This window comes from Streptosporangium fragile (assembly GCF_039534445.1).
GTDB classification, from domain to species: Bacteria; Actinomycetota; Actinomycetes; order Streptosporangiales; family Streptosporangiaceae; genus Streptosporangium; species Streptosporangium fragile.
Genome location: NZ_BAAAVI010000036.1, coordinates 67,530 through 85,917 on the forward strand (window position 1 = coordinate 67,530; position 18,388 = coordinate 85,917).

At 72.8% G+C, this 18,388-nt stretch carries 10 protein-coding genes; 6 read left to right on the top strand and 4 right to left on the bottom strand.

The window, feature by feature from the left end:
• Positions 1-248 precede the first annotated feature (248 nt).
• Positions 249-2,312 carry a M6 family metalloprotease domain-containing protein gene (locus ABD841_RS23405; protein ID WP_344975640.1) on the bottom strand — a complete coding sequence of 688 codons (2,064 nt, stop codon included), beginning with the start codon at positions 2,310-2,312 and terminating at the stop codon, positions 249-251.
• Between the two features lie 173 nt (positions 2,313-2,485).
• On the opposite strand from ABD841_RS23405, the gene ABD841_RS23410 reads away from it, so the two are divergent.
• Positions 2,486-3,532 (top strand): amidohydrolase family protein, encoded by a 1,047-nt coding sequence (locus ABD841_RS23410; RefSeq protein ID WP_344975643.1) that lies wholly within the window; start codon positions 2,486-2,488, stop codon positions 3,530-3,532.
• Positions 3,533-3,647: 115 nt separating this feature from the next.
• On the opposite strand, the gene ABD841_RS23415 is transcribed toward ABD841_RS23410, so the two are convergent.
• On the bottom strand, positions 3,648-4,085 hold the full coding sequence (locus ABD841_RS23415; RefSeq protein ID WP_344975646.1) for a MarR family winged helix-turn-helix transcriptional regulator: 438 nt from the start codon (positions 4,083-4,085) through the stop codon (positions 3,648-3,650).
• A 123-nt stretch (positions 4,086-4,208) separates the two neighbouring features.
• On the opposite strand from ABD841_RS23415, the gene ABD841_RS23420 reads away from it, so the two are divergent.
• The 5 genes from ABD841_RS23420 (at position 4,209) to ABD841_RS23440 (ending at position 14,403) form a co-directional block, all read left to right on the top strand.
• The gene (locus ABD841_RS23420) at positions 4,209-5,945 is read left to right on the top strand and encodes an ABC transporter ATP-binding protein (protein ID WP_344975649.1); all 1,737 of its coding nucleotides are present in this window, start codon (positions 4,209-4,211) and stop codon (positions 5,943-5,945) included.
• 105 nt (positions 5,946-6,050) lie between these two features.
• On the top strand, positions 6,051-6,545 hold the full coding sequence (locus ABD841_RS23425) for an NUDIX domain-containing protein (RefSeq protein ID WP_344975652.1): 495 nt from the start codon (positions 6,051-6,053) through the stop codon (positions 6,543-6,545).
• Positions 6,546-6,743: 198 nt separating this feature from the next.
• Positions 6,744-10,070, top strand: coding sequence for an ATP-binding protein (locus tag ABD841_RS23430; RefSeq protein ID WP_344975655.1), 3,327 nt, complete (start codon positions 6,744-6,746; stop codon positions 10,068-10,070).
• A gap of 179 nt (positions 10,071-10,249) precedes the next feature.
• Entirely contained in the window at positions 10,250-13,558 is a 3,309-nt protein-coding gene (locus ABD841_RS23435; RefSeq protein WP_344975657.1) for an ATP-binding protein, read from the top strand.
• Between the two features lie 101 nt (positions 13,559-13,659).
• Positions 13,660-14,403, top strand: a complete 744-nt coding sequence (locus ABD841_RS23440) for a hypothetical protein (RefSeq protein ID WP_344975660.1) — start codon at positions 13,660-13,662, stop codon at positions 14,401-14,403.
• Between the two features lie 18 nt (positions 14,404-14,421).
• Here the strand turns inward: ABD841_RS23440 and ABD841_RS23445 are convergent, their stop codons facing one another.
• A complete protein-coding gene (locus ABD841_RS23445) occupies positions 14,422-16,383 on the bottom strand; it encodes an ATP-binding cassette domain-containing protein (protein WP_344975663.1) in 1,962 nt (653 codons plus the stop codon).
• A complete protein-coding gene (locus tag ABD841_RS23450) occupies positions 16,365-18,068 on the bottom strand; it encodes an ABC transporter ATP-binding protein (RefSeq protein WP_344975666.1) in 1,704 nt (567 codons plus the stop codon). The genes ABD841_RS23445 and ABD841_RS23450 overlap by 19 nt, the downstream gene beginning before the upstream one ends.
• Between the last annotated feature and the right edge of the window lie 320 nt (positions 18,069-18,388).

Consider the following 18,388-nt stretch of genomic DNA (forward strand, 5'->3'; position numbering starts at 1 on the left):
TCCGCGGCCCCCGGCCCAGCCGACGCGTTCTCTCAAGATTCATTCAACCAGACGCCGGGCCGCCGGCCGCGCCCTCCGAAAATGCCAACCGATCGTAAACGCACTTTTCATGAAACGTTCTCCTTACCGCCCCGATCACCGGACGCATACGGCGTGGATGCCGGCGATCCTCGGCGCGGGAGGGAACGCGGCGGGGTGCGGCGCGCCGGCCGCACCCCGCCGTGGGCCACGGGGGACGCCCGGCGCCCTTACAGGCCGACCACGTGGCAGGTGGCCGTGGCCTTCTTGGCCGGGTCGCTCTCGGAGATGGCGGTCAGGGTGACCTTGGCGAGGCGACTGCCGCCCGGGGCGCGCCGGGCGTCGACGGTCACCCGGGTGTGCTCGCCGGACCCGGCGGTCGCGAGCTCGTTGGGCAGCGACGCCGTCCAGCCGCGGCCTTCGACCGTGGCCGAGAGCCGGTAGACGTCACCGCCGAGGTAGGCGCTCACGTCCTCCGGGTGCTCTCCCTGGGCCGCGCCGGCCCTGCCGGTGTTGAACAGCGGGAAGCGGCAGGTCGACACGCCCTTGCCCGCCGGGACCCCGGCCGCGGGGAGTACCTTCACGCCGCGCCGGTGCGGGCCGGCGCCGTCCAGCGAGCGGACCGCCACCGTGTAGGACAGCACGCCCCGGCGGTCGCGTTCGAGGTCGAGGACGTAGAAGTGGAGCCGGTTGGCCTCGTCCACGTACTCGAACTCCGAACCCGAGCCGGTGCCCGCGTGGAACAGGGCGTCCGACAGCTGCCGGTAGTCGCCGACCGTGATGGGCACGGCGGTGCCGTCCGGCAGCACGTAGTCGGTCATGCCGATGTCCTGCGGGTTGGCGTCGATCACCCACTCGAAGGGCGCCCGGTCCTCGTTCTTGGTCTTGGCCAGCAGCACGCCGGAGTCGGGGGTGAAGGAGTCGGCACCCATCCTGTCGACGACCTCGACCGTGTAGTTCTCGTAGCCGCCGCCGTCGCAGAGCGGGTCGGTCCGCACGTCGCAGGCCGGGCTGCGGTCGCCGTCGCCGAAGGCGATGTTGATCCCGGACAGGCCGTCCGGTCCGGGCTGGACCACCCGGGCGGTCACCCTGGCCACGACGAGCCCCGAGTCGGCCAGCGCCTCGCGGGAGAGCCGCAGCACGTTGCGCTCGTCGACCATCTCAAGCTTGATCTTGTTGCGGAGCATGTGCTGGGCGCCCATGGACCCGCCCGCCGTGGGCGGGATCAGCCAGCGGCTGTGCGGGCCGCCGGGGCCGTTGAAGCTGCCGCGGCTGAGCATCTCCCAGATGCCGGTGTACGCCCGGCGTGGCGGCACCCCGAACGGGTTGTTGTAGTTGTCGCCGATGCCGAGGATGTGGCTGAGCTCGTGGGCGTAGACGCCCTGCCCGGAGCTCTCGGCCTGGGTGGACGACCCTCCCCCGGCGTTGGGCCAGATGGAGGAGGCCGAGGCCCAGGAGGTCCACTCCACGTAGCGGGTCCTGGCCCAGTTGGGCAGGTTCGGGTCCGGCGGGCCGAAGTCGTCGGTCACCGCTTCCTTGGTGGGGAACTTGATCGGCCCGAACTCCTGCCAGGTGGCCGACTCGTCCTGGCCCGCGCTCAGGTAGAAGACGAAGTCGAACCCCGCAGGGACCTGCTCGCCGACGTCGGCGACCCAGGCGGACCTCGCGTCGGTCCTCAGGTTCTTGGTGCAGGTGTCACCGGCCGGACAGGCGGTGCCTCCCTGGAACTCCATGGCGTACTCGTGTGACTTGCCCGGCATCTGGTACGGGCCGAAAGCGGTCAGCTCGACGCCGTAACGGCCGCCGGAGTCCTCCATCCAGTACTCGTGGATGGTGTGGCCCCGGTTGAGCTCGTTCGGGGTGTTGAGGAAGTCCTTGTAGAACCGGGCGACCTGGTCACGGGGGATGTCGTGCGCCTCGGCGCTGGGGTTGCGGAAGACGGTCGAGCCCTTGGGCTGGGTGACCACGAACGGCTGGTTCGGGTAGTCGGCCAGGACGAGCGCGCCACGGAAGGTCCGCTTGGACCCCTTGACGGTGGGGTCGGCCCAGTTGGTGCCGGGCGGCTTCGTGTAGTCGGCCCACGTCATGTGGTCCGGGTTCTTCCAGTTCTGCGGGTCTATGGGGGCGGGGCCGTCGGGTGCGGCGCGCCGCGCCTCCGCGGAGGCGTCCTGCTGCCAGGGCTGGGTCTGCGGCCAGTGTTCCAGGCGCCAGGGGTGCTCGGGGTCCGGGGCGGGGTCGGCCGAGGCGGGGAGGGCGGCGAGGCCGACGGGGATCAGCACCACCGCTGCGAACAAGACTTTCAGTAACCTTTGGGGGCAAGTCACAGTAAACGACGCTATAGATCACTTTTGGGTAGATCAACAGACTTCCGTCAGGAAGTTGATCTGTCACTGACAAGAGATGCATTTGAGATAAGACGGCAAATCCCTTTAATCTCTCTCAAAGGGACGAACCCATAGGAGTGCCTATGTCCACGCGTGCCGGTCGGCTTGTCGGCACGCGCGCCCGGGGGGCGCTCTCCGTCCACGCCGCGCCGCTGGTCCTGCCCGTCGACAGCCCGCCCATCGAGGACGGCGCCGTCGTCGTCCGGGGCGACCGGGTGCTCAGGGTGGGCCCGCGCCGCGCGATCGAGGCGGCCCACGGCCACGTCGTCGCGACCGAGTGGCCGGGCATGATCGTGCCCGGCCTCGTCGACGCGCATCTCCGCCTCGACCACTCCGCCGCCCCGCCGTTCTCCCACGGCGTCACCGCGGTGGGCGGCGTGGCCGACGACCTGGACACCGCGTCCACGCTCGGCCGGACCGGCCTGGGCGGCGTGACCTACCTGGAGACCTGCTGCGAGAGCGAGAGCCGCTGGGAGGAGGAGGGGCGCGACCGGCTGATCACCGCGATCCGCGAGGTCGACCACCCCGGGGTCATCGGCATCGCCGCGCACTCCCCCGACCCCGTCGTCATGGAGGACCTGGCCGTCCTGTCCAGGACGTTCGGGCTCCGGCTCCACACGGAGCCGGGCCGCCACCCCGTCGGGTTCCTGGACGAGGTGGGCGCGCTCGGCCCCGGCTGCCACATCGCCGTCTCCGGCCCGCTCGACGAGGCCGACCGCAAGCTCCTGCGGATCCGCGGCACGGTGATCGCGATCTCGTCGCCGTTCGCCGCCGAGGGGCTTCTGGACGGCGAGAACGTCGTCGCCGTCGGCACCCGCGCGGGCGGCGACCCGCTGGCGGTCGCCCGCGCGCTCGCCCGCGACCCGGGGCTCGACCGGCTCCTGGTCGAGGCCGTGACGCTGGGCGGCGCACGGGCCCTGGGCATGGCCGACGGCCCCGGCCGCCTGGGCACCCTGGGCCCCGGCAGCCGCGCCGACTTCGCCGTCTTCGCCGTGGCGGCCGACGGGCCGACCGCCTACAGCGCCCTGCTCCGCGAGGGCCCGGGACGGTGCGTGGCCACGATCGTCGGCGGCCGTCCCCGATGGCGCCTCGGCGACGCCCAGGGCACCGAGGCCAGACGCCCCGCCTGACGGGCCGTTCGACGGGCCGCGGCAGTGCCCGGCGGGCCCGGAACCGTTCACCCGGCCGCACCCGCCGGCCGCCCACCGGGCCGCACCCGCCGGCACCGGCCGGCCGGGCTCCCGGTCAGGCCGGCGACCGGGGAGGCGACGCAGGCTGGGCGTCCACCAGGTCCAGCAGCTCCCTGAGCTGGTCCTGCTGCCCCGTGGTGAGCACGGAGAACAACTCCTCGGCCACCTGCCGGCGGGCCTCGCGCACCCGCGCGTAACGCTCCAGGCCCTCGGGGGTCACCACCAGCAGGGTGGAACGGCGGTTGGCCGGGTCGACCTCACGGCGGACCAGACCGGCCTCCTCCAGCGCGTCGACCACCGGGGTCACCGAGCGCGGCACGATCCTCAGCCGCTCGGCGAGCTGCACCATCCTGAGCGGCGGATCGGCGTCGACGATCACCCTGAGCGCCCGCGCCTGGCCGGGGCTGAGGCCGAGCGGGCCGAGCCTTTCCGCGTACCCGCGCCGCAGTCGATGGCCGACACCGTGCACCAGTTCGGCCAGTTCCTTCTCCACAGCGCCGAACCTATCCCAGTACCCCGCGGAATGAATGTGAGTTAACCTCTGTTTGAGAGAACATCAGAAAGGAGTTCCATGACGGAACCAACCGGAAGCGCCATACGGCACGAAACACCTCGTATGACCGACGAACCCCGCGCGCCCCTGCGACGCGTCGTCGCCCTGTTCCGCCCCTACCGGGGCCGGCTGGCCGCCGTGGGCGGCCTCATCGCGCTGTCCTCCCTCATCTCGCTGGCCTCGCCCTTCATGCTCCGCGAGGTCCTCGACGACGCCATCCCCAACGGCCGGACCGGCCTGCTGACGCTGCTGGCGCTCGGCATGGTCGCCATCGCCGTCACCACGAGCGTGCTCGACGTCCTCCAGACGATGATCTCCACCGGGGTCGGCCAGCGCGTCATGCACGACCTGCGCACCGCCGTCTACGGCCACCTGCAACGCATGTCCCTGGCGTTCTTCACCCGCACCCGGACCGGCGAGGTGCAGTCGCGCATCGCCGGCGACATCGGCGGCATGCAGCAGGTGGTCACCTCCACCGCGGCGTCGATCGTCTCGAACCTGACGACCGTGGTGGCGACCGTCGTCGCGATGCTGGTGCTCGACTGGCGGCTGACGATCGTGTCGCTGCTGCTGCTCCCCCTCTTCGTCGGGATCAGCCGCAAGGTCGGCCGGGAACGGCGGAGGATCACCTCCGAGCGGCAGCGGAAACTGGCCGCCATGTCGTCGATGGTCCAGGAGTCGCTCTCGATCAGCGGCATCCTGCTGGGCCGGACGATGGGCCGCGGCCCCGAGCTCGCCCGGCGGTTCGCCGCGGCCTCGGACGAGCTGGCCGACCTGGAGGTGCGCTCCAGCATGGCCGGGCGCTGGCGGCAGTCGACCATCCAGATCATCATGGCGGCCATGCCCGCGGTGGTCTACTGGGCCACCGGGCTGACCTCCGTCGTCTCCATCGGCACCGTCGTCGCCTTCACCACGTTGCAGACGGCCCTGTTCCGTCCCACCGTGTCACTGCTGCGGCTCGGCGTCGACGTGCAGAGCTCCCTGGCCCTGTTCGCCAGGATCTTCGAGTACCTGGACCTGCCCGTGGACATCCACCCCGGCACCCGCGCGCTGCCGGAGGTGCGGGGCGAGATCCGCTTCGAGCACGTCCACTTCTCCTACGGCGACGCGCCGACCCTGTCGGACGTCGACCTGACCGTCCCGGCCGGAACGACCCTGGCCGTGGTCGGCGAGACCGGCTCGGGCAAGACCACGCTGAGCTACCTGCTCCCCCGCCTGTACGACGTGACCGGCGGCAGGATCACCATCGACGGCGTGGACGTGCGCGAGCTGACCTTCGAGACCCTGGCCGAGACGGTCGGCGTGGTCTCGCAGGAGACCTACCTGTTCCACGCGTCGATCGCCGAGAACCTGCGCTTCGCCCGGCCCTCCGCCACCGACGAGGAGATCGTCGAGGCCGCCCGGGCCGCCCGGATCCACGACCACATCGCGTCGCTGCCCGACGGGTACGACACCGTGGTCGGCGAGCGCGGCTATCGCTTCTCGGGCGGCGAGAAGCAGCGCCTCGCCATCGCCAGGACGCTGCTGCGCAACCCTCCCGTGCTGGTCCTCGACGAGGCGACCAGCGCCCTCGACACCCACACCGAGCGCGCCGTCCAGGAAGCACTGGACACCCTGGCACGCGGCCGGACCACCATCACGATCGCCCACCGCCTCTCGACGATCCGCGACGCCGACCAGATCGTGGTCCTCGACCGCGGCCGCGTCGCCGAACGCGGCACCCACGACCGGCTCCTCGCGGCCGGCGGCCGCTACGCCGCCCTCGTCAGCCGCGACCGCGCCCTCACCCCCGCCGCCTGATCCGGGCGCGGATCGACCCGGCAGACCGGCGACGCACGGTCCGCCACCCGCGCGGATCGACCCGGCAGACCGGTGACGCGCGGTTCACCCGGATACCGTGGCGGGATGAGCGACACCTACCTCGAACCCGCCGAGTGGCACGCCACCCTGCCCAGCGTGTTCACCTCGGCCTGCCTGCTGATCACCGACACCGAGGACCGGGTCCTGCTGGTGAAGCCCAACTACCGGCCGGGCTGGAACTTCCCCGGCGGGATCATCGAGGCCGGCGAGGCGCCGCACGACTGCGCCGCACGGGAGGCGATGGAGGAACTCGGCGTGCCCGTCGAGGCGGGCGGACTGCTCGTGGTCCACTGGTCGCCCCCGCGCCGGGACCTCCCCCGCTCGATGATCAACTTCATGTTCGACGGTGGCGTCCTGGACGACCCGGCCCGTATCCGGCTGCAGGAGGAAGAACTCGACGACGCGGCGTTCCTTCCCTGGGACACCGCCGTCACCCTCCTGCCGTCGCACATCGCGGCGCGCCTGCCCGCCGCGCGCCGGGCCCGCCAGGAGCGACGCCCCGTCTACCTGCCGTCCGGTCTCCCGGCCGCGGCCGGCTGAGGGCCCCGGCCCGTCGTCACGAACGGTCACGGCATGTGATTCGGGCGACAGATCTCCGGGTGGGCGACCGGCCGGATCATAAATTCCGGCACGAATTCCAGGAAACGCCTTGATCACAAAGCGGAGGCAATGTTCGATATCTGAGGTTCGTTCCTGTCACAGTGGCCGCACCTGCTGTGCCGACCATGGGTGGTGGGGATGGAATTTCACGTTCTCGGCTCGGTGGCCGCCTACGACGGCGGGGTTCCCGTCAAGCTCGGAGGTCTGCGACAACGCGCGGTACTGGCCCGGCTACTGATCTCCCGGGGGACGGTCGTCCCCACCGACATGCTGGTCGAGGATCTGTACGGTGGCGCCCCGCCGCCGAGCGCGGTGGCGACGGTCCAGGCGTACATCTGCAACCTGCGCCGGGCCGTCGAGCCGAGACGCCCCCCGCGCACCCCTCCCCGGCTGCTCATCGGACGGTCACCCGGTTATCTGCTCGCCGCCACCGACGTCGACTCGACCCGGTTCACCGAGCTCATCACCCGAGCGGAGTCCCGGCCCGCCGACAAGGCGTTCGCGGATCTGGACACGGCGTTACGGCTCTGGCGCGGGCTGCCCTACGGTGAGTTCGCCGAGGAGCTGTGGACGTCCTCCGAGGTCAACCGCCTCTGCGAGCTACGTCTCGTCGCCGTCGAACAGCGCGCCCAGGCGCAACTGAGCCTCGGCCGCCCGCACGCCGTGATCTCCGAACTGGAGGCCGAGGCGACCGCGTACCCGCTGCGCGAGCGGCTGTGGCACCTGCTGGCGCTGGCCCTCTACCGCACCGGACGGCAGGCCGACGCGCTGGGCGCGCTGCGCCGGGCCAGAAACCTGTTCGCCGACCAGCTGGGCCTGGACCCCGGCCCCGAACTGCGAACACTGGAGGAGGCCATCCTCCGGCAGGCCGAGTCGCTCATGTTCACACCGCTCGTTCCCGCGGCGCCCGTCTCCATCGCCGCCTCCCACCGGTGGCGGATCCCGTACGGCCGGGAGCAACAGTTCCGGGGGCTGGAGGAATCACTGAGGCGAAGTGGCCTGACCACCGTGGCGGTGGACGGTGAGCCGGGCATCGGCAAGACGTCGTTGCTCGAGGCGTTCCGGGATCACTGCGCGCAGTCCGGCCGTCTGGTGCTCTGGGGTCGATGCCCCGAGGCCGAGGGCGTCCCGCCGCTGTGGCCGTGGCTCCAGGTCCTGCGGGCGCTCACCGCGGTCTGCCCTCCACCGGCCCCCTGGGCCATGGCCGGGCTCCTGAACGACGAGACCCCGGCGGGGACTCCCGATGCGGCGCGGCTCCACCGGCACCAGGCCGTCGTGGACTGGCTGACGGCCGTCGCGCGGACCCGGCCCGTGGTCGTCGTCCTGGACGACCTGCACTGGGCCGACGCCGAATCGCTCAGGCTGCTCAGCGACGTGGTCACGCTCCTCGGAAATACGGAGGGCACCGCCCCCATCACGCTCGTCATCGCGTTCCGCGACGGTGTGGACCGCACTCTCCTCGACGACGTGCTCGGTCACCTCGCCCGTCACGATCTGCTCCGCCTCCGCCTCACCGGCCTCGAATCCGATGCCATACAGGCCATCGCCAAGGACATGGGCGTCGAGCTGGACGAGCGCACCGCCCGCCAGTTGACCGAGCGCACCGGCGGCAACCCCCTGTTCGTCCGGGAGACGGTCCGGATGCTCGCCCAGGGGGGCACGCTGGACGCGATACCGGGCGCGGTCGCGGATCTGGTCCGGCGGCGAGTGGCCGCGCTTGGTCCGCAGGTCGGTGACGCGCTCATGGTCGCCGCGGTGATCGGCAGGACCTTCGACCCCGACCTCGTCGCCCAGGCATGCCGGGCAGAGATGACAGAGGTGTACGAATCGCTGGATCGCGCCACGCGCGCCGGGCTGCTGGTCCCCCGCGCCAGCCCCATGGCCTTCGTCCACGACCTCGTGAGGGAGACCTTCCTGTACGACATCCCCCCGCTGCGCAAGGCGACGATCCACCGGGAGGTGATGACCGCCCTCGCCACCCGCCCGGGGGTCGACGTGAGCGTCATCGCCCACCACGCGGTCGAGGCCGGTCCGGCGGCGTACGGCGAGGCGGCGCACTGGGCCCGCGCCGCGGCCGAGCAGGCGTCCCTCCGTCTGGCCTACGAGGAGGCGGCCCTGTGGTGGGGCCGGGCGGTGGAGGCCCACGGTGCCTGTTCCGGTGACCCGCTCGACCACGTCGAACTCCTGTTGTGCCAGGTTCGCGCGCTGCTGGAGGCCGGGGAAACGGTCGCGGCCAGGCAGGCGCGGGATCAGGCCATACGCGCCGCCGACCGCGTCGCCGAGCGGGGCGGCCCCACGCTGGTCGCCCGCGCGTTGACCGCGCTGGACACCCCGTCGGCCTGGAACCTGCGCAACCCCTACGAGGAGGTGGATCCGGGTCTGGTGCACCGGTTCGAGGTGGCCCTGGACTCCCTGCCCCCGGGCGACAGCGCCGAGCGCGCGCGGCTGCTGGGCAGGCTGGCGCAGGAACTGCACGACGGGACCGACGACCTCCGCTGCGACTCCCTGTCGGCCGAGGCCGTCGAGATGGCCCGGCGGCTGGGTGATCCGCATCTGCTGATGGAGATGCTCAACGCGCGGCAGTTGTCGCGGCCGCAGGCGATCCACACCCACGAACTGCTGGACATCACCACCGAACTGCTCGACCTGGCATTGCGCACGCGGACGTCCGGCTTCGAACTGCTCGCCCAGATGATGCTCGCCCACCACCGGCTGCAGGTGTCCGACGTGGCCGGCGCGGACGCGGCCGCCGCCCGCTGCGACGCCATGCTGGAGCGGATTCCCCTGCCCTGGCCGTACTTCCAGCACACCATGTGGCGCGCCGGCCGGTTGACCCTGGCAGGCCGGTTCGACGACGCCGAGGCGCTGTACGACGAGGCCGAGCAGCAGGCTCGGAAGCTGGGCATGTGGTACGCGGGCGCCGTGGTGACCACCGGTCGCGTCTTCCTGCACTACCAGCGCGGCTCCATGGCGGATGCCGGGCCGCTGATCGACTCGATCGCCGGCATCCACCGCACCATGGACCACGACGCCCGGATCCTGCAGCTGTGCGCGCAGGGACGGACCCGGGACGCCCGGCTCCTGGCCGAGGGCGGCTGGCCCGTCCCGCCGCGCGACTGGGCCTGGTTGACCATGACCTGCCTGCAGGGAGCGGCCCAGGCGGCGCTCGGCGACGTACCGGCCTGCCGGGCGAGCTACGCGGCGCTGCTGCCGCACAGCGGCAAGATCTCGGTGGGCTCCGGGATAGCCTTCGCGGGTCCGGTGGACTGGTTCCTGGCGCTGCTCGCCTCCGCCATCGGTGATCATGACACCGCCGTCTGTCACCTCTCGACGCTGACATGGCAGGTGAGCGAGAACGGGTTCGCGTCGTGGCGGGATCGGGCGATGGCGGCGGCCTGGTTCATGTCCCCGACGTCCCCGGCATGGTGGCGTACGCCCCTCCGGAGGATCGAGCACGTGGACTGAACGACCGCGGGACTGCTCCGGCGACCGGGCCGGGCCCGCCGCCGCGCCGGACGACGGTCCCGGACTTCGCGACAAATTCCGGGATGTGGTTGATCGCCAAGCGAAAACGATGTTCGATATGTGAAGTTCGTTCCTGTCACAGTGGCCCGCACCTGCTGTGCCGACCATGGGTGGTAGGGATGGAATTTCGGGTTCTCGGTTCGGTGGGCGCCTACGACGGTGGAACCCCTGTCGGACTCGGCGGTCCGCGCCAGCGCGCGGTCCTGGCGCGGTTGCTGGCCGCGCACGGAGCGGTCGTCTCCGTCGAAACGCTGATCGAAGACCTGTACGGCGACACCCCGCCGCCGAGCGCGGTGGGCACACTCCAGGCGTACGTGTCCAACCTGCGCCGGGCCATCGAGCCCAGACGGCCTCCGCGCACCCCTCCCCGGCTGCTCATCGGACGGCCACCCGGCTACCTGCTCGCCACCACCGACGTGGACGCGACCCGGTTCGCCGATCTCGTCGCCCGAGCGGAGTCCCGGCCGCCCGAGGAGGCGTTCGCCGACCTGAACGCGGCACTGCGGCTGTGGCACGGGCTCCCCTACGGTGAGTTCGCCGGGGAGCTGTGGGCGTCCTCGGAGGTCAGCCGCCTCTGCGAGCTGCGCCTCGTCGCGATCGAACGGCGCGCCCAGGCGCAGCTGGACCTCGGCCGCCCGCACGCCGTGATCGCCGAACTGGAGGCCGAGTCGGTCACGCACCCGTTACGTGAACGGCTGTGGTGCCTGCTGGCGCTGGCCCTCTACCGCACCGGGCGGCAGGCCGACGCGCTGGCCCTGCTGCGCAGGGCCCGGAACATGTTGGCCGAACAGCTGGGCCTGGACCCCGGCCCCGAGTTGCGGGCGCTGGAGGACGCCATCCTCCGGCAGGAGGAATCGCTCATGCTCGCGCCGCCCGTTCCCGCGTCCCCCGTCCCCGTCACCGCCCCACCCCGGCGGAGCCTCCCGCACGGCCGGGAACGGCAGCTCGAGGAGCTGAGGATGTCGCTGCGGCGAGACGGCCTGACCGCCGTCGCGGTGAGCGGGGAGCCCGGCATCGGCAAGACCTGGCTGCTTGAGACGTTCCGCGAACACTGCGCGGGCTCCGGTCACCTGGTGCTCTGGGACCGCTGCCCCGAAGCCGAGGGTGTCCCGCCGCTGTGGCCGTGGCTCCGGATCCTGCGGGCGCTCACCCGGGTCTGCCCTCCGCCGGATCCCCGGGCCCTGGCCGGGCTCCTGGATGACGAGACACCCGCCGGAACCACCGAGGTGGCGCGGCTCCGCCGCCACCAGGCCATCGCGGACTGGCTGACGGCCGCCGCGCGGATCCAGCCCGTGGTGATCATTCTGGACGACCTGCACTGGGCCGACGCGGCATCGCTCAGGCTGCTCGGTGACGTGGTCACTCTCATCGGAGACTCGGCGGAGGCCACCCGCGTCACGCTGGTCACCGCGTTCCGCGACGGCGTCGACTGCCTATCCCTCGACGACGTGCTGGGCCGTCTCGCCCGTTACGACCTGTCCCACCTCCGCCTCACCGGCCTTGCGCCCGACACCGTACAGATCATCTCCAAGGAGATGGGTGTCGAGATGGACGGGCGCACCGCCCGCCGGGTGACCCGGCGTACCGGCGGCAACCCCCTGTTCGTCCGGGAGACGGTCCGGATGCTCGCGCAGGGAGGCACGCTGAACACGGTGCCGAGTACGGTCGCGGATCTGATCCGGCGCCGGCTGGCCGCGCTCGGCACGCGGGCCGGCGACGCGCTCATGGTCGCCGCGGTGATCGGCAGGGAGTTCGACCCCGACGTCGTCTCCCGGGTGTGCCGAGCGGAGATGTGCGACTCGCTGGACCGCGCCACGCGCGCCGGGCTGCTGGTCCCCCGTGCCAGGTCCATGGCCTTCGCCCACGATCTGGTGAGGGAGACCCTCCTGTACGACATCCCCCCGCTGCGCCGGGCGAAGGTCCACCGGGAGGTGATGGCCGTCCTCGCCACCCGCCCGGGGGTGGACGTGAGCGTCATCGCCCACCACGCGGTCGAGGCCGGTCCGACGGCGTACGACGAGGCGGCCCGCTGGGCCCGCATCGCGGCCGAGCAGGCGTCCCTCCGCCTGGCCTACGAGGAGGCGGCCCTGTGGTGGAGCCGGGCGGTGGAGGCCCACGGTGCCTGCTCCGGTGATCTGGTCGACCACGTCGAACTCCTGTTGCAACAGGTTCGCGCGCTGCTGGAGGCCGGAGACGCGCCCGCGGCCAGGCAGGCGCGGGTTCAGGCCATACGCGCCGCCGACCGCGTCGCCGGGCGGGGCGGTCCCACGCTGGTCGCCCGCGCGCTGGCCGCGCTGGACACCCCGTCCGTCTGGACGCTGCGCAATCCCTATGAGGAGGTGGAGCTGCGCCTGGTGCACCGGTTCGAGGTCGCGCTGGACTCCCTGCCCCCGGGTGACAGCCCCGAGCGCGCGCTGTTGCTGGGCGGGCTGGCGCAGGAGCTGTACGACGGGACCGACAATCCGCGCTGCGACTCCCTGTCGGCCGAGGCCGTCGAGACGGCCCGGCGGCTGGGTGATCCGCATCTGCTGATGCAGACGCTCAGCGCGCGGCAGCTGTCGCTGCCCCAGGCCGTCCACGTCCGGGAGCTTCTGGAGATCGCCACCGAGTTGCTCGACCTGGCGTCGCGCACCCGGTCGCCAGGCTTCGAGCTGCTGGCGCAGATGCTGTTCACCCACCACCGGCTGGAGCTGTCCGACGTGGCGGGCGCGGACGAGGCCGCCGCCCGCTGCGACGTCATGCTGGAGCGGTTCCCCCTGCCCTGGCAGGCCTTCCAGCACACCATGTGGCGCGCCGGCCGGTTGACCCTGGCGGGCCGGTTCGACGAGGCCGAGGACCTGTACGACGAGGCCGAGCAGCGGGCCCGGGGGATCGGCATGTGGTACGCGGGCGCCGTGGTGACCACCGGTCGCATTCTCCTGCACTACCAGCGCGGTTCCATGGCCGACACCGGGCCGCTGATCGACTCGATCGCCGGCATCCACCGCACCATGGACCACGACGCCCGGATCCTGCAGCTGTGCGCGCAGGGGCGCACCGGAGACGCCTGGAAGCTGGTCGAGAACGGCTGGCCGTCCCCGCCGCGCGACTGGTCCTGGTTGACCATGACCTGCCTGCAGGGAGCGGCCCAGGCGGCGCTCGGCGACGTACCGGCCTGCCAGGTGAGTTATTCGGCTCTACTGCCGCACAGCGGCAGGATCTCGGTGGGCTCCGCGATAGCCCCCATAGGTCCGGTGGACTGGTTCCTGGCGCTGCTCGCCTCCGCCCTCGGCGATCACGGCGCCGCCACCCGGCACCTCGTGGCGCTGGTGCGCCAGGCGAGCCGGGCCGGACTTCCGGCCTGGCGGGAACGGGCGATGACCGCGGCCGGGTTCATATCCCCGACATGGTGGAGCACCCCCCTGCGGGAGCCGCAGCACACGTACTGAACGGCCACGGCCCCGCATCGCTCTCCCCACCGGCCAGGCGACCACCCTAAGAACAGGGTTATCAACTAAATAACCAAAAAAGGGATTTTATGGGGACATTAATGGCCCAGTATGAAACGGCGCTGGAGGCGGACCGGCGCCGGCTCATCGACGACCCGGCGGTGGCACAGGTGCTCCTGCCCACCTGCGACGAGCGACCCTTCGCCCGGTGGATGCTGCGCCACAACGCCTACAGCACCCACATGACGCACGAGGCCGAGCGCTGGGTCTCCGGTGCGGGCGAGCGGTACGGCACGCCCGCACCGGACGAGCCAGACAAGGCGGATGAGCCGGGCAGGGCGCTCAGGGCACCTTCCCGGAAGAAGCCCGGATACGACCGGATGATCGCCAACGCCCGCGCCGTGGCGGCCTGGTGGTCCGAGCGTTTCGGTGAAACCCTCGACATCGACGCCCTGCTGACCACGGCGCCACCGGCCAGCGTGGAGTTCTACGCCAGGCTCCGTGAGAATGTGATCTCCGGCCCCGCGCCGTCCGCCCAGCTGGCGATCTGGTACGAGATCGAGCGGCTCTCGGTCACGGTCGGCCCCGCCCTGCTCGCGAACTGCCGGCGGGTCTTCGGGACGAACGCGGCCTGCTACGACTTCCTGGCCGAACGCGTCAGACTCGGCGCCGACTGCACGGCCCTCAAGCGGCGACAACTCGACGCCGCCCTGACGAGGTCCCCGTCCGCGCTGGACACGATGATCAAGACGGGGAAGACCGCTCTCGCGGCCTACGCCTCGCTCATGACCGAGTGCTGGGAGCTGGCCCAGGCGGACCTGCGGACCGGCGAGGCCGGCACGTGAGACCTCCGGGCACGGAGATCACCGCTCGCGGAGGCGTCGAGGGCGGCTGAGGCGGGCGGCGGTCGGTACGGCGACGGCGGACGGATCCGTGACCGGTGACCGGCTCTCTCCCGGCTCGGCGCCGTCGCCGTGCCAGTGGCCGACCAGGTCGGCGTACAGGGGCGAGCGGGCCAGCAGCTCCCGGTGCGTCCCGGTGAGCGCGCTCGTGCCGTCCATCAGCAGGACACGCTGAGCCCTGAGCGCGGAGCTGATGCGGTGCGCGATCACGATGAGGGTGCCCTCGCGGGCGGCGAACGCCGTCTCGGCCCGGTGCTCGGCGACCGGGTCGAGATGGCAGGTGGCCTCGTCCAGGACGACGACACGCGCGGGCGAGGCGTAGACCCGGGCCAGAGCGATGAGCTGCCTCTCTCCGGCCGAGAGCGCGGAGGGCTCCCCGATCACGGCGTCGAGCCCGCCGAGCCGCTCGACGAGCGGGCGGGCGCCCACGGCGTGCGCGGCGTCGAGCAACCGGACGTCGCCGGCGTCGGGGCAGAGGTAGGCGAGGTTCTCCCTCACCGTGCCGGCGAACACGTACGCTTCCTGCGGCACCAGCGCCATCGTCCGCCGCAGATGATGTCTCGACACCGCGTGGAGCGGGAGATCACCCAGCCATACCCCGCCATCTGTGGGACGCCGGAGGCCGGCCAGCAGCATGGACAGGGTGGATTTGCCGATGCCGCTGGGGCCGATCACGGCCAGGTGCTCGCCTTCGCCGACGGTGAGATCCAGATCATGAACGACCGGGGTGGCCTGCGGCGCGTAGGCGAAGCCCAGGCCCCGGACGCGCAACCGGTGACCGGCCGGGACGGCGACCGGGTGGGTCACGGGGGCGGCACCGGCCGGAAGCGGGCGGGCGGTCACGGCAGGCGGCCCGGGTGCGGGCGCGGACGGCGGGGTGATCGTCTCCGCGAGCCTGCGCAGGGTGACGGCGAGGGCGACGCCCCAGCCTCCGGTGACGCCGACGAGCGCGCGCAGGGCCGGATCGAGACCGGTGACCAGGTAGGTCGCCACCCCGACGACCTCCCCGGCGCTCAGGTGGCCGTCGCGCACCAGCGACGGGGCGGCGACCAGCAGGCCGACCAGGGGAAAGTGCGCACCGAGCAGGACGACCAGCCGCCGCCCGGCACCGGCCCAGGCCAGCGCCCGCATGGCCGCCGCCTGGGCCGCCACCGCGGCCCGCACCGTGGCGTGGGCCTGCCGGTCCGCCCCGCAGGCGGCGATGTCGCGCAGTCCCGCCAGGACCGGGGCGGTCCGGGAGGTCAGCGTCTCCTCGGCGAGGATGAGCGCGCGCTGACGCACCACGAGCACGCGCAGCAGCCGGACGAACACCAGCACCGCCACCGTCAGGGGCACCGCGGCCAGGGCCGCCGCCACCGGCGACAGCGCCAGCAGCCCGGACAGCGCGGCGATCAGGGAAACGCCCAGGGCGCGGGTGCTGCGCAGCAGCGCCGACACCAGGTTGCGCACGGTCTCCACCTGCGCGGTGAGGCGGGTGACGGCGGCGGTGTCGGGCGGTTCGGAGTCGTCGGCGGCGCGGGTGACGACGGCGGTGACGACGGCCGTCACCAGATCGTCGCGGAGCGGCTCGACCACCGCGGCCAGGTGGGGGAACATCGCCCGCGTGGCCACAGCCTGAACGAACATGCTGAGACCCAGCAGGCCGAGCCAGGCGAGACCGACGCCGGGCCGCCCGGTGAGGAAACCCCGGTCCAGGGCCGTGGCGACGAGCAGCCCGGACAGCAGCCCGGGCAGCCCTTCGACCAGGGACCAGACGGCGGCCACGGCCAGGGCCCTGCGGCGGGGACGCAGCAGTCCCAGCAGCAGGCGCCCCCCGTCCCCGGCCGGGGAGCGGTCGCGTGCGCGCGACAACTCCGCCATGACGGCGCAGGAGAGCCCGGCCCCCGGTCCAGGCCGCGGGCGGGTCAGGAACCGGCGGGGCATGGCTCCTCCTCGGAGGATGTCCGGGCGGAGGACCCGGTCTCGGCGGCGAACAGGGCCCGGTAGTCCGGATCGCGCCAGAGCTCCCGATGGGTGCCGCGGGCGCGGATCCGCCCACCGTCGAGCCAGACCACCAGATCGGCGCGGGCGGCGGTGGCCGCGCGGTGGGCGACGAGCAACCGGGTGCGCCCGCGCATGCCCTCCGTCAGGGCGAGCGTCACCCGGGCCTCGGTGGCGGTGTCGAGACTGGAGGTGGCGTCGTCCAGCACGGTCAGCCTGGCCCGCCGCACCAGGGCGCGCGCCAGGCCCAGCCGCTGGATCTCACCGCCCGACAGCGGAGCGGCGCCAGGCGGGGTGCCGTACCCCTCGGGCAGGCGTCGTACGACGTCGTCGACGTGCGCGGCGCGCGCGGCCTCCCGCACGGCGGCGTGCCCGGTGCCGGGAAGACCGTAGGCGATGGCCGCGGCCAGGTCGTCGCCCAGCAGCACCGGACGTTCGAAGGCGTAGGCGACGGCGCCGCGCAGCGCACGGGGGTCGAGCTCCCGCAGGGGCAGGCCGTCGAGCAGCACCTGACCGCGGTCGGGGTCGATCAGGCGTCCGGCCAGCAACGCCAGCGTGCTCTTGCCCACGCCCGAGCGGCCGACGACGGCGGCCAGCACACCGGCGGGGATCTCCAGGTCGACGTCGTCCAGCAGCGGGGCGTCGTCTCCCGCCACGGTGACGCCGCGGAACGACAGCGCGCCGGGGCCGTCGGGCAGCGGGCGGGTACCCGGGGCCGGGGCGGGCAGGGCGAGCACGTCCCCGACACGCCGGGCCGCGGAGCGGGCGTGCGCGACGTCCAGAAGCATGTCGATCTGCTCGAAGAAGGCCAGCGCCAGCGCGGTGTAACCGGCCACGGCCACGAGCTGTCCGGGCTCCAGGCGGCCGTCCGCCACCCCGAGCCCGGCCACGGCGAGCACGCCCACCTCGACGAGGGGCAGCAGCAGGGTGATCTGCCACACGCTGCGGGCCTGCGCCCGCCACAGGGCGTGCCCGGCGGCGGAGAGCTCCGGCAGCGGGGCGAGCACCCGGGCGATCTCCCGGTCGGTGGTGCCCGAGGCCCGCACGGTGCGGATCCCGGCCAGGGTGTCGGTCAGGCGCGCGGCCAGACGGCCCTGGGCGTCCTGGTAGCGGTCGTACAGATCCGACACCCGGCTGACGAACAGACGTACGACGACGGCCGCGACGGGCACTCCGGCCAGGAACGCCGCCCCTGCCCGCCAGTCGATGACGAACAGCGCGGCGAGACCCCCGACGGAGGTGAGGATGCCGGTCATGGCGTGCAGCAGCGCCAACGGTATGTGCCCCACCGTGGCGGTGTTGCTCACCAGGCGGTTGGCCAGCTCTCCGGCCGGCAGCCGACGGGCCCGGGCGACGTCCAGCGAGAGCAGCCGGGCGATGAACCGCAGGCGCAGGCTCTCGGTGGCGGAGGCGGTGGAAGTCGCACCGGCCACCGCCGAGACGACCTCGGCCGCCGCGGCCAGGACCAGGACGAGGACCAGGGCCGCGACCGTGCCGTACGCGTGCTCGCCCGCCAGTACCGCGTCCAGGACGGCGGCCAGAGCCGCCGGTAGCGCCAGCGCGGTGGTGGCCGCGATGACCGTGCCCGCGGCCGTCACGGCCAGCGGCGCCCACACACCGCGCACCACGGAGCGGAGAAGACGGTCACCGTGTTCGTGTCTCGCTGGTTCGCCCGGCGGGTCCGCCGCGGGATCCGACATCGTTTCCTTCCGGAGGAGTGGACAGGTGCCACGGCGGCCGACGACCGCCCGGGGGAACCCGCCTACGGAGCGGGAAGCCTCACCGCGGAGGGCGCCCCCGGCGGTTCCGCACGGCCCCGGCCCGGGAAAGCCCGGCCGGGACGCCGCCGAACGGGTCGTGGTCGGCGCCGGGGAAGCGGGGAAGAGCACGGCGCCCCTTCCGGCGATGACCGGCCGGCCGGGGTGGAAGGCGGGGTGTGCCCTCCCCG

Excerpts from the sequence above, each read along its gene's own strand:
- ABD841_RS23440 (WP_344975660.1), top strand. The coding sequence starts at position 13,660 with ATGGCCCAGTATGAAACGGCGCTGGAGGCGGACCGGCGCCGGCTCATC.
- ABD841_RS23435 (WP_344975657.1), top strand. The coding sequence starts at position 10,250 with ATGGAATTTCGGGTTCTCGGTTCGGTGGGCGCCTACGACGGTGGAACC.
- ABD841_RS23445 (WP_344975663.1), bottom strand. The coding sequence starts at position 16,383 with ATGCCCCGCCGGTTCCTGACCCGCCCGCGGCCTGGACCGGGGGCCGGG.
- ABD841_RS23420 (WP_344975649.1), top strand. The coding sequence starts at position 4,209 with ATGACCGACGAACCCCGCGCGCCCCTGCGACGCGTCGTCGCCCTGTTC.
- ABD841_RS23425 (WP_344975652.1), top strand. The coding sequence starts at position 6,051 with ATGAGCGACACCTACCTCGAACCCGCCGAGTGGCACGCCACCCTGCCC.
- ABD841_RS23430 (WP_344975655.1), top strand. The coding sequence starts at position 6,744 with ATGGAATTTCACGTTCTCGGCTCGGTGGCCGCCTACGACGGCGGGGTT.
- ABD841_RS23410 (WP_344975643.1), top strand. The coding sequence starts at position 2,486 with ATGTCCACGCGTGCCGGTCGGCTTGTCGGCACGCGCGCCCGGGGGGCG.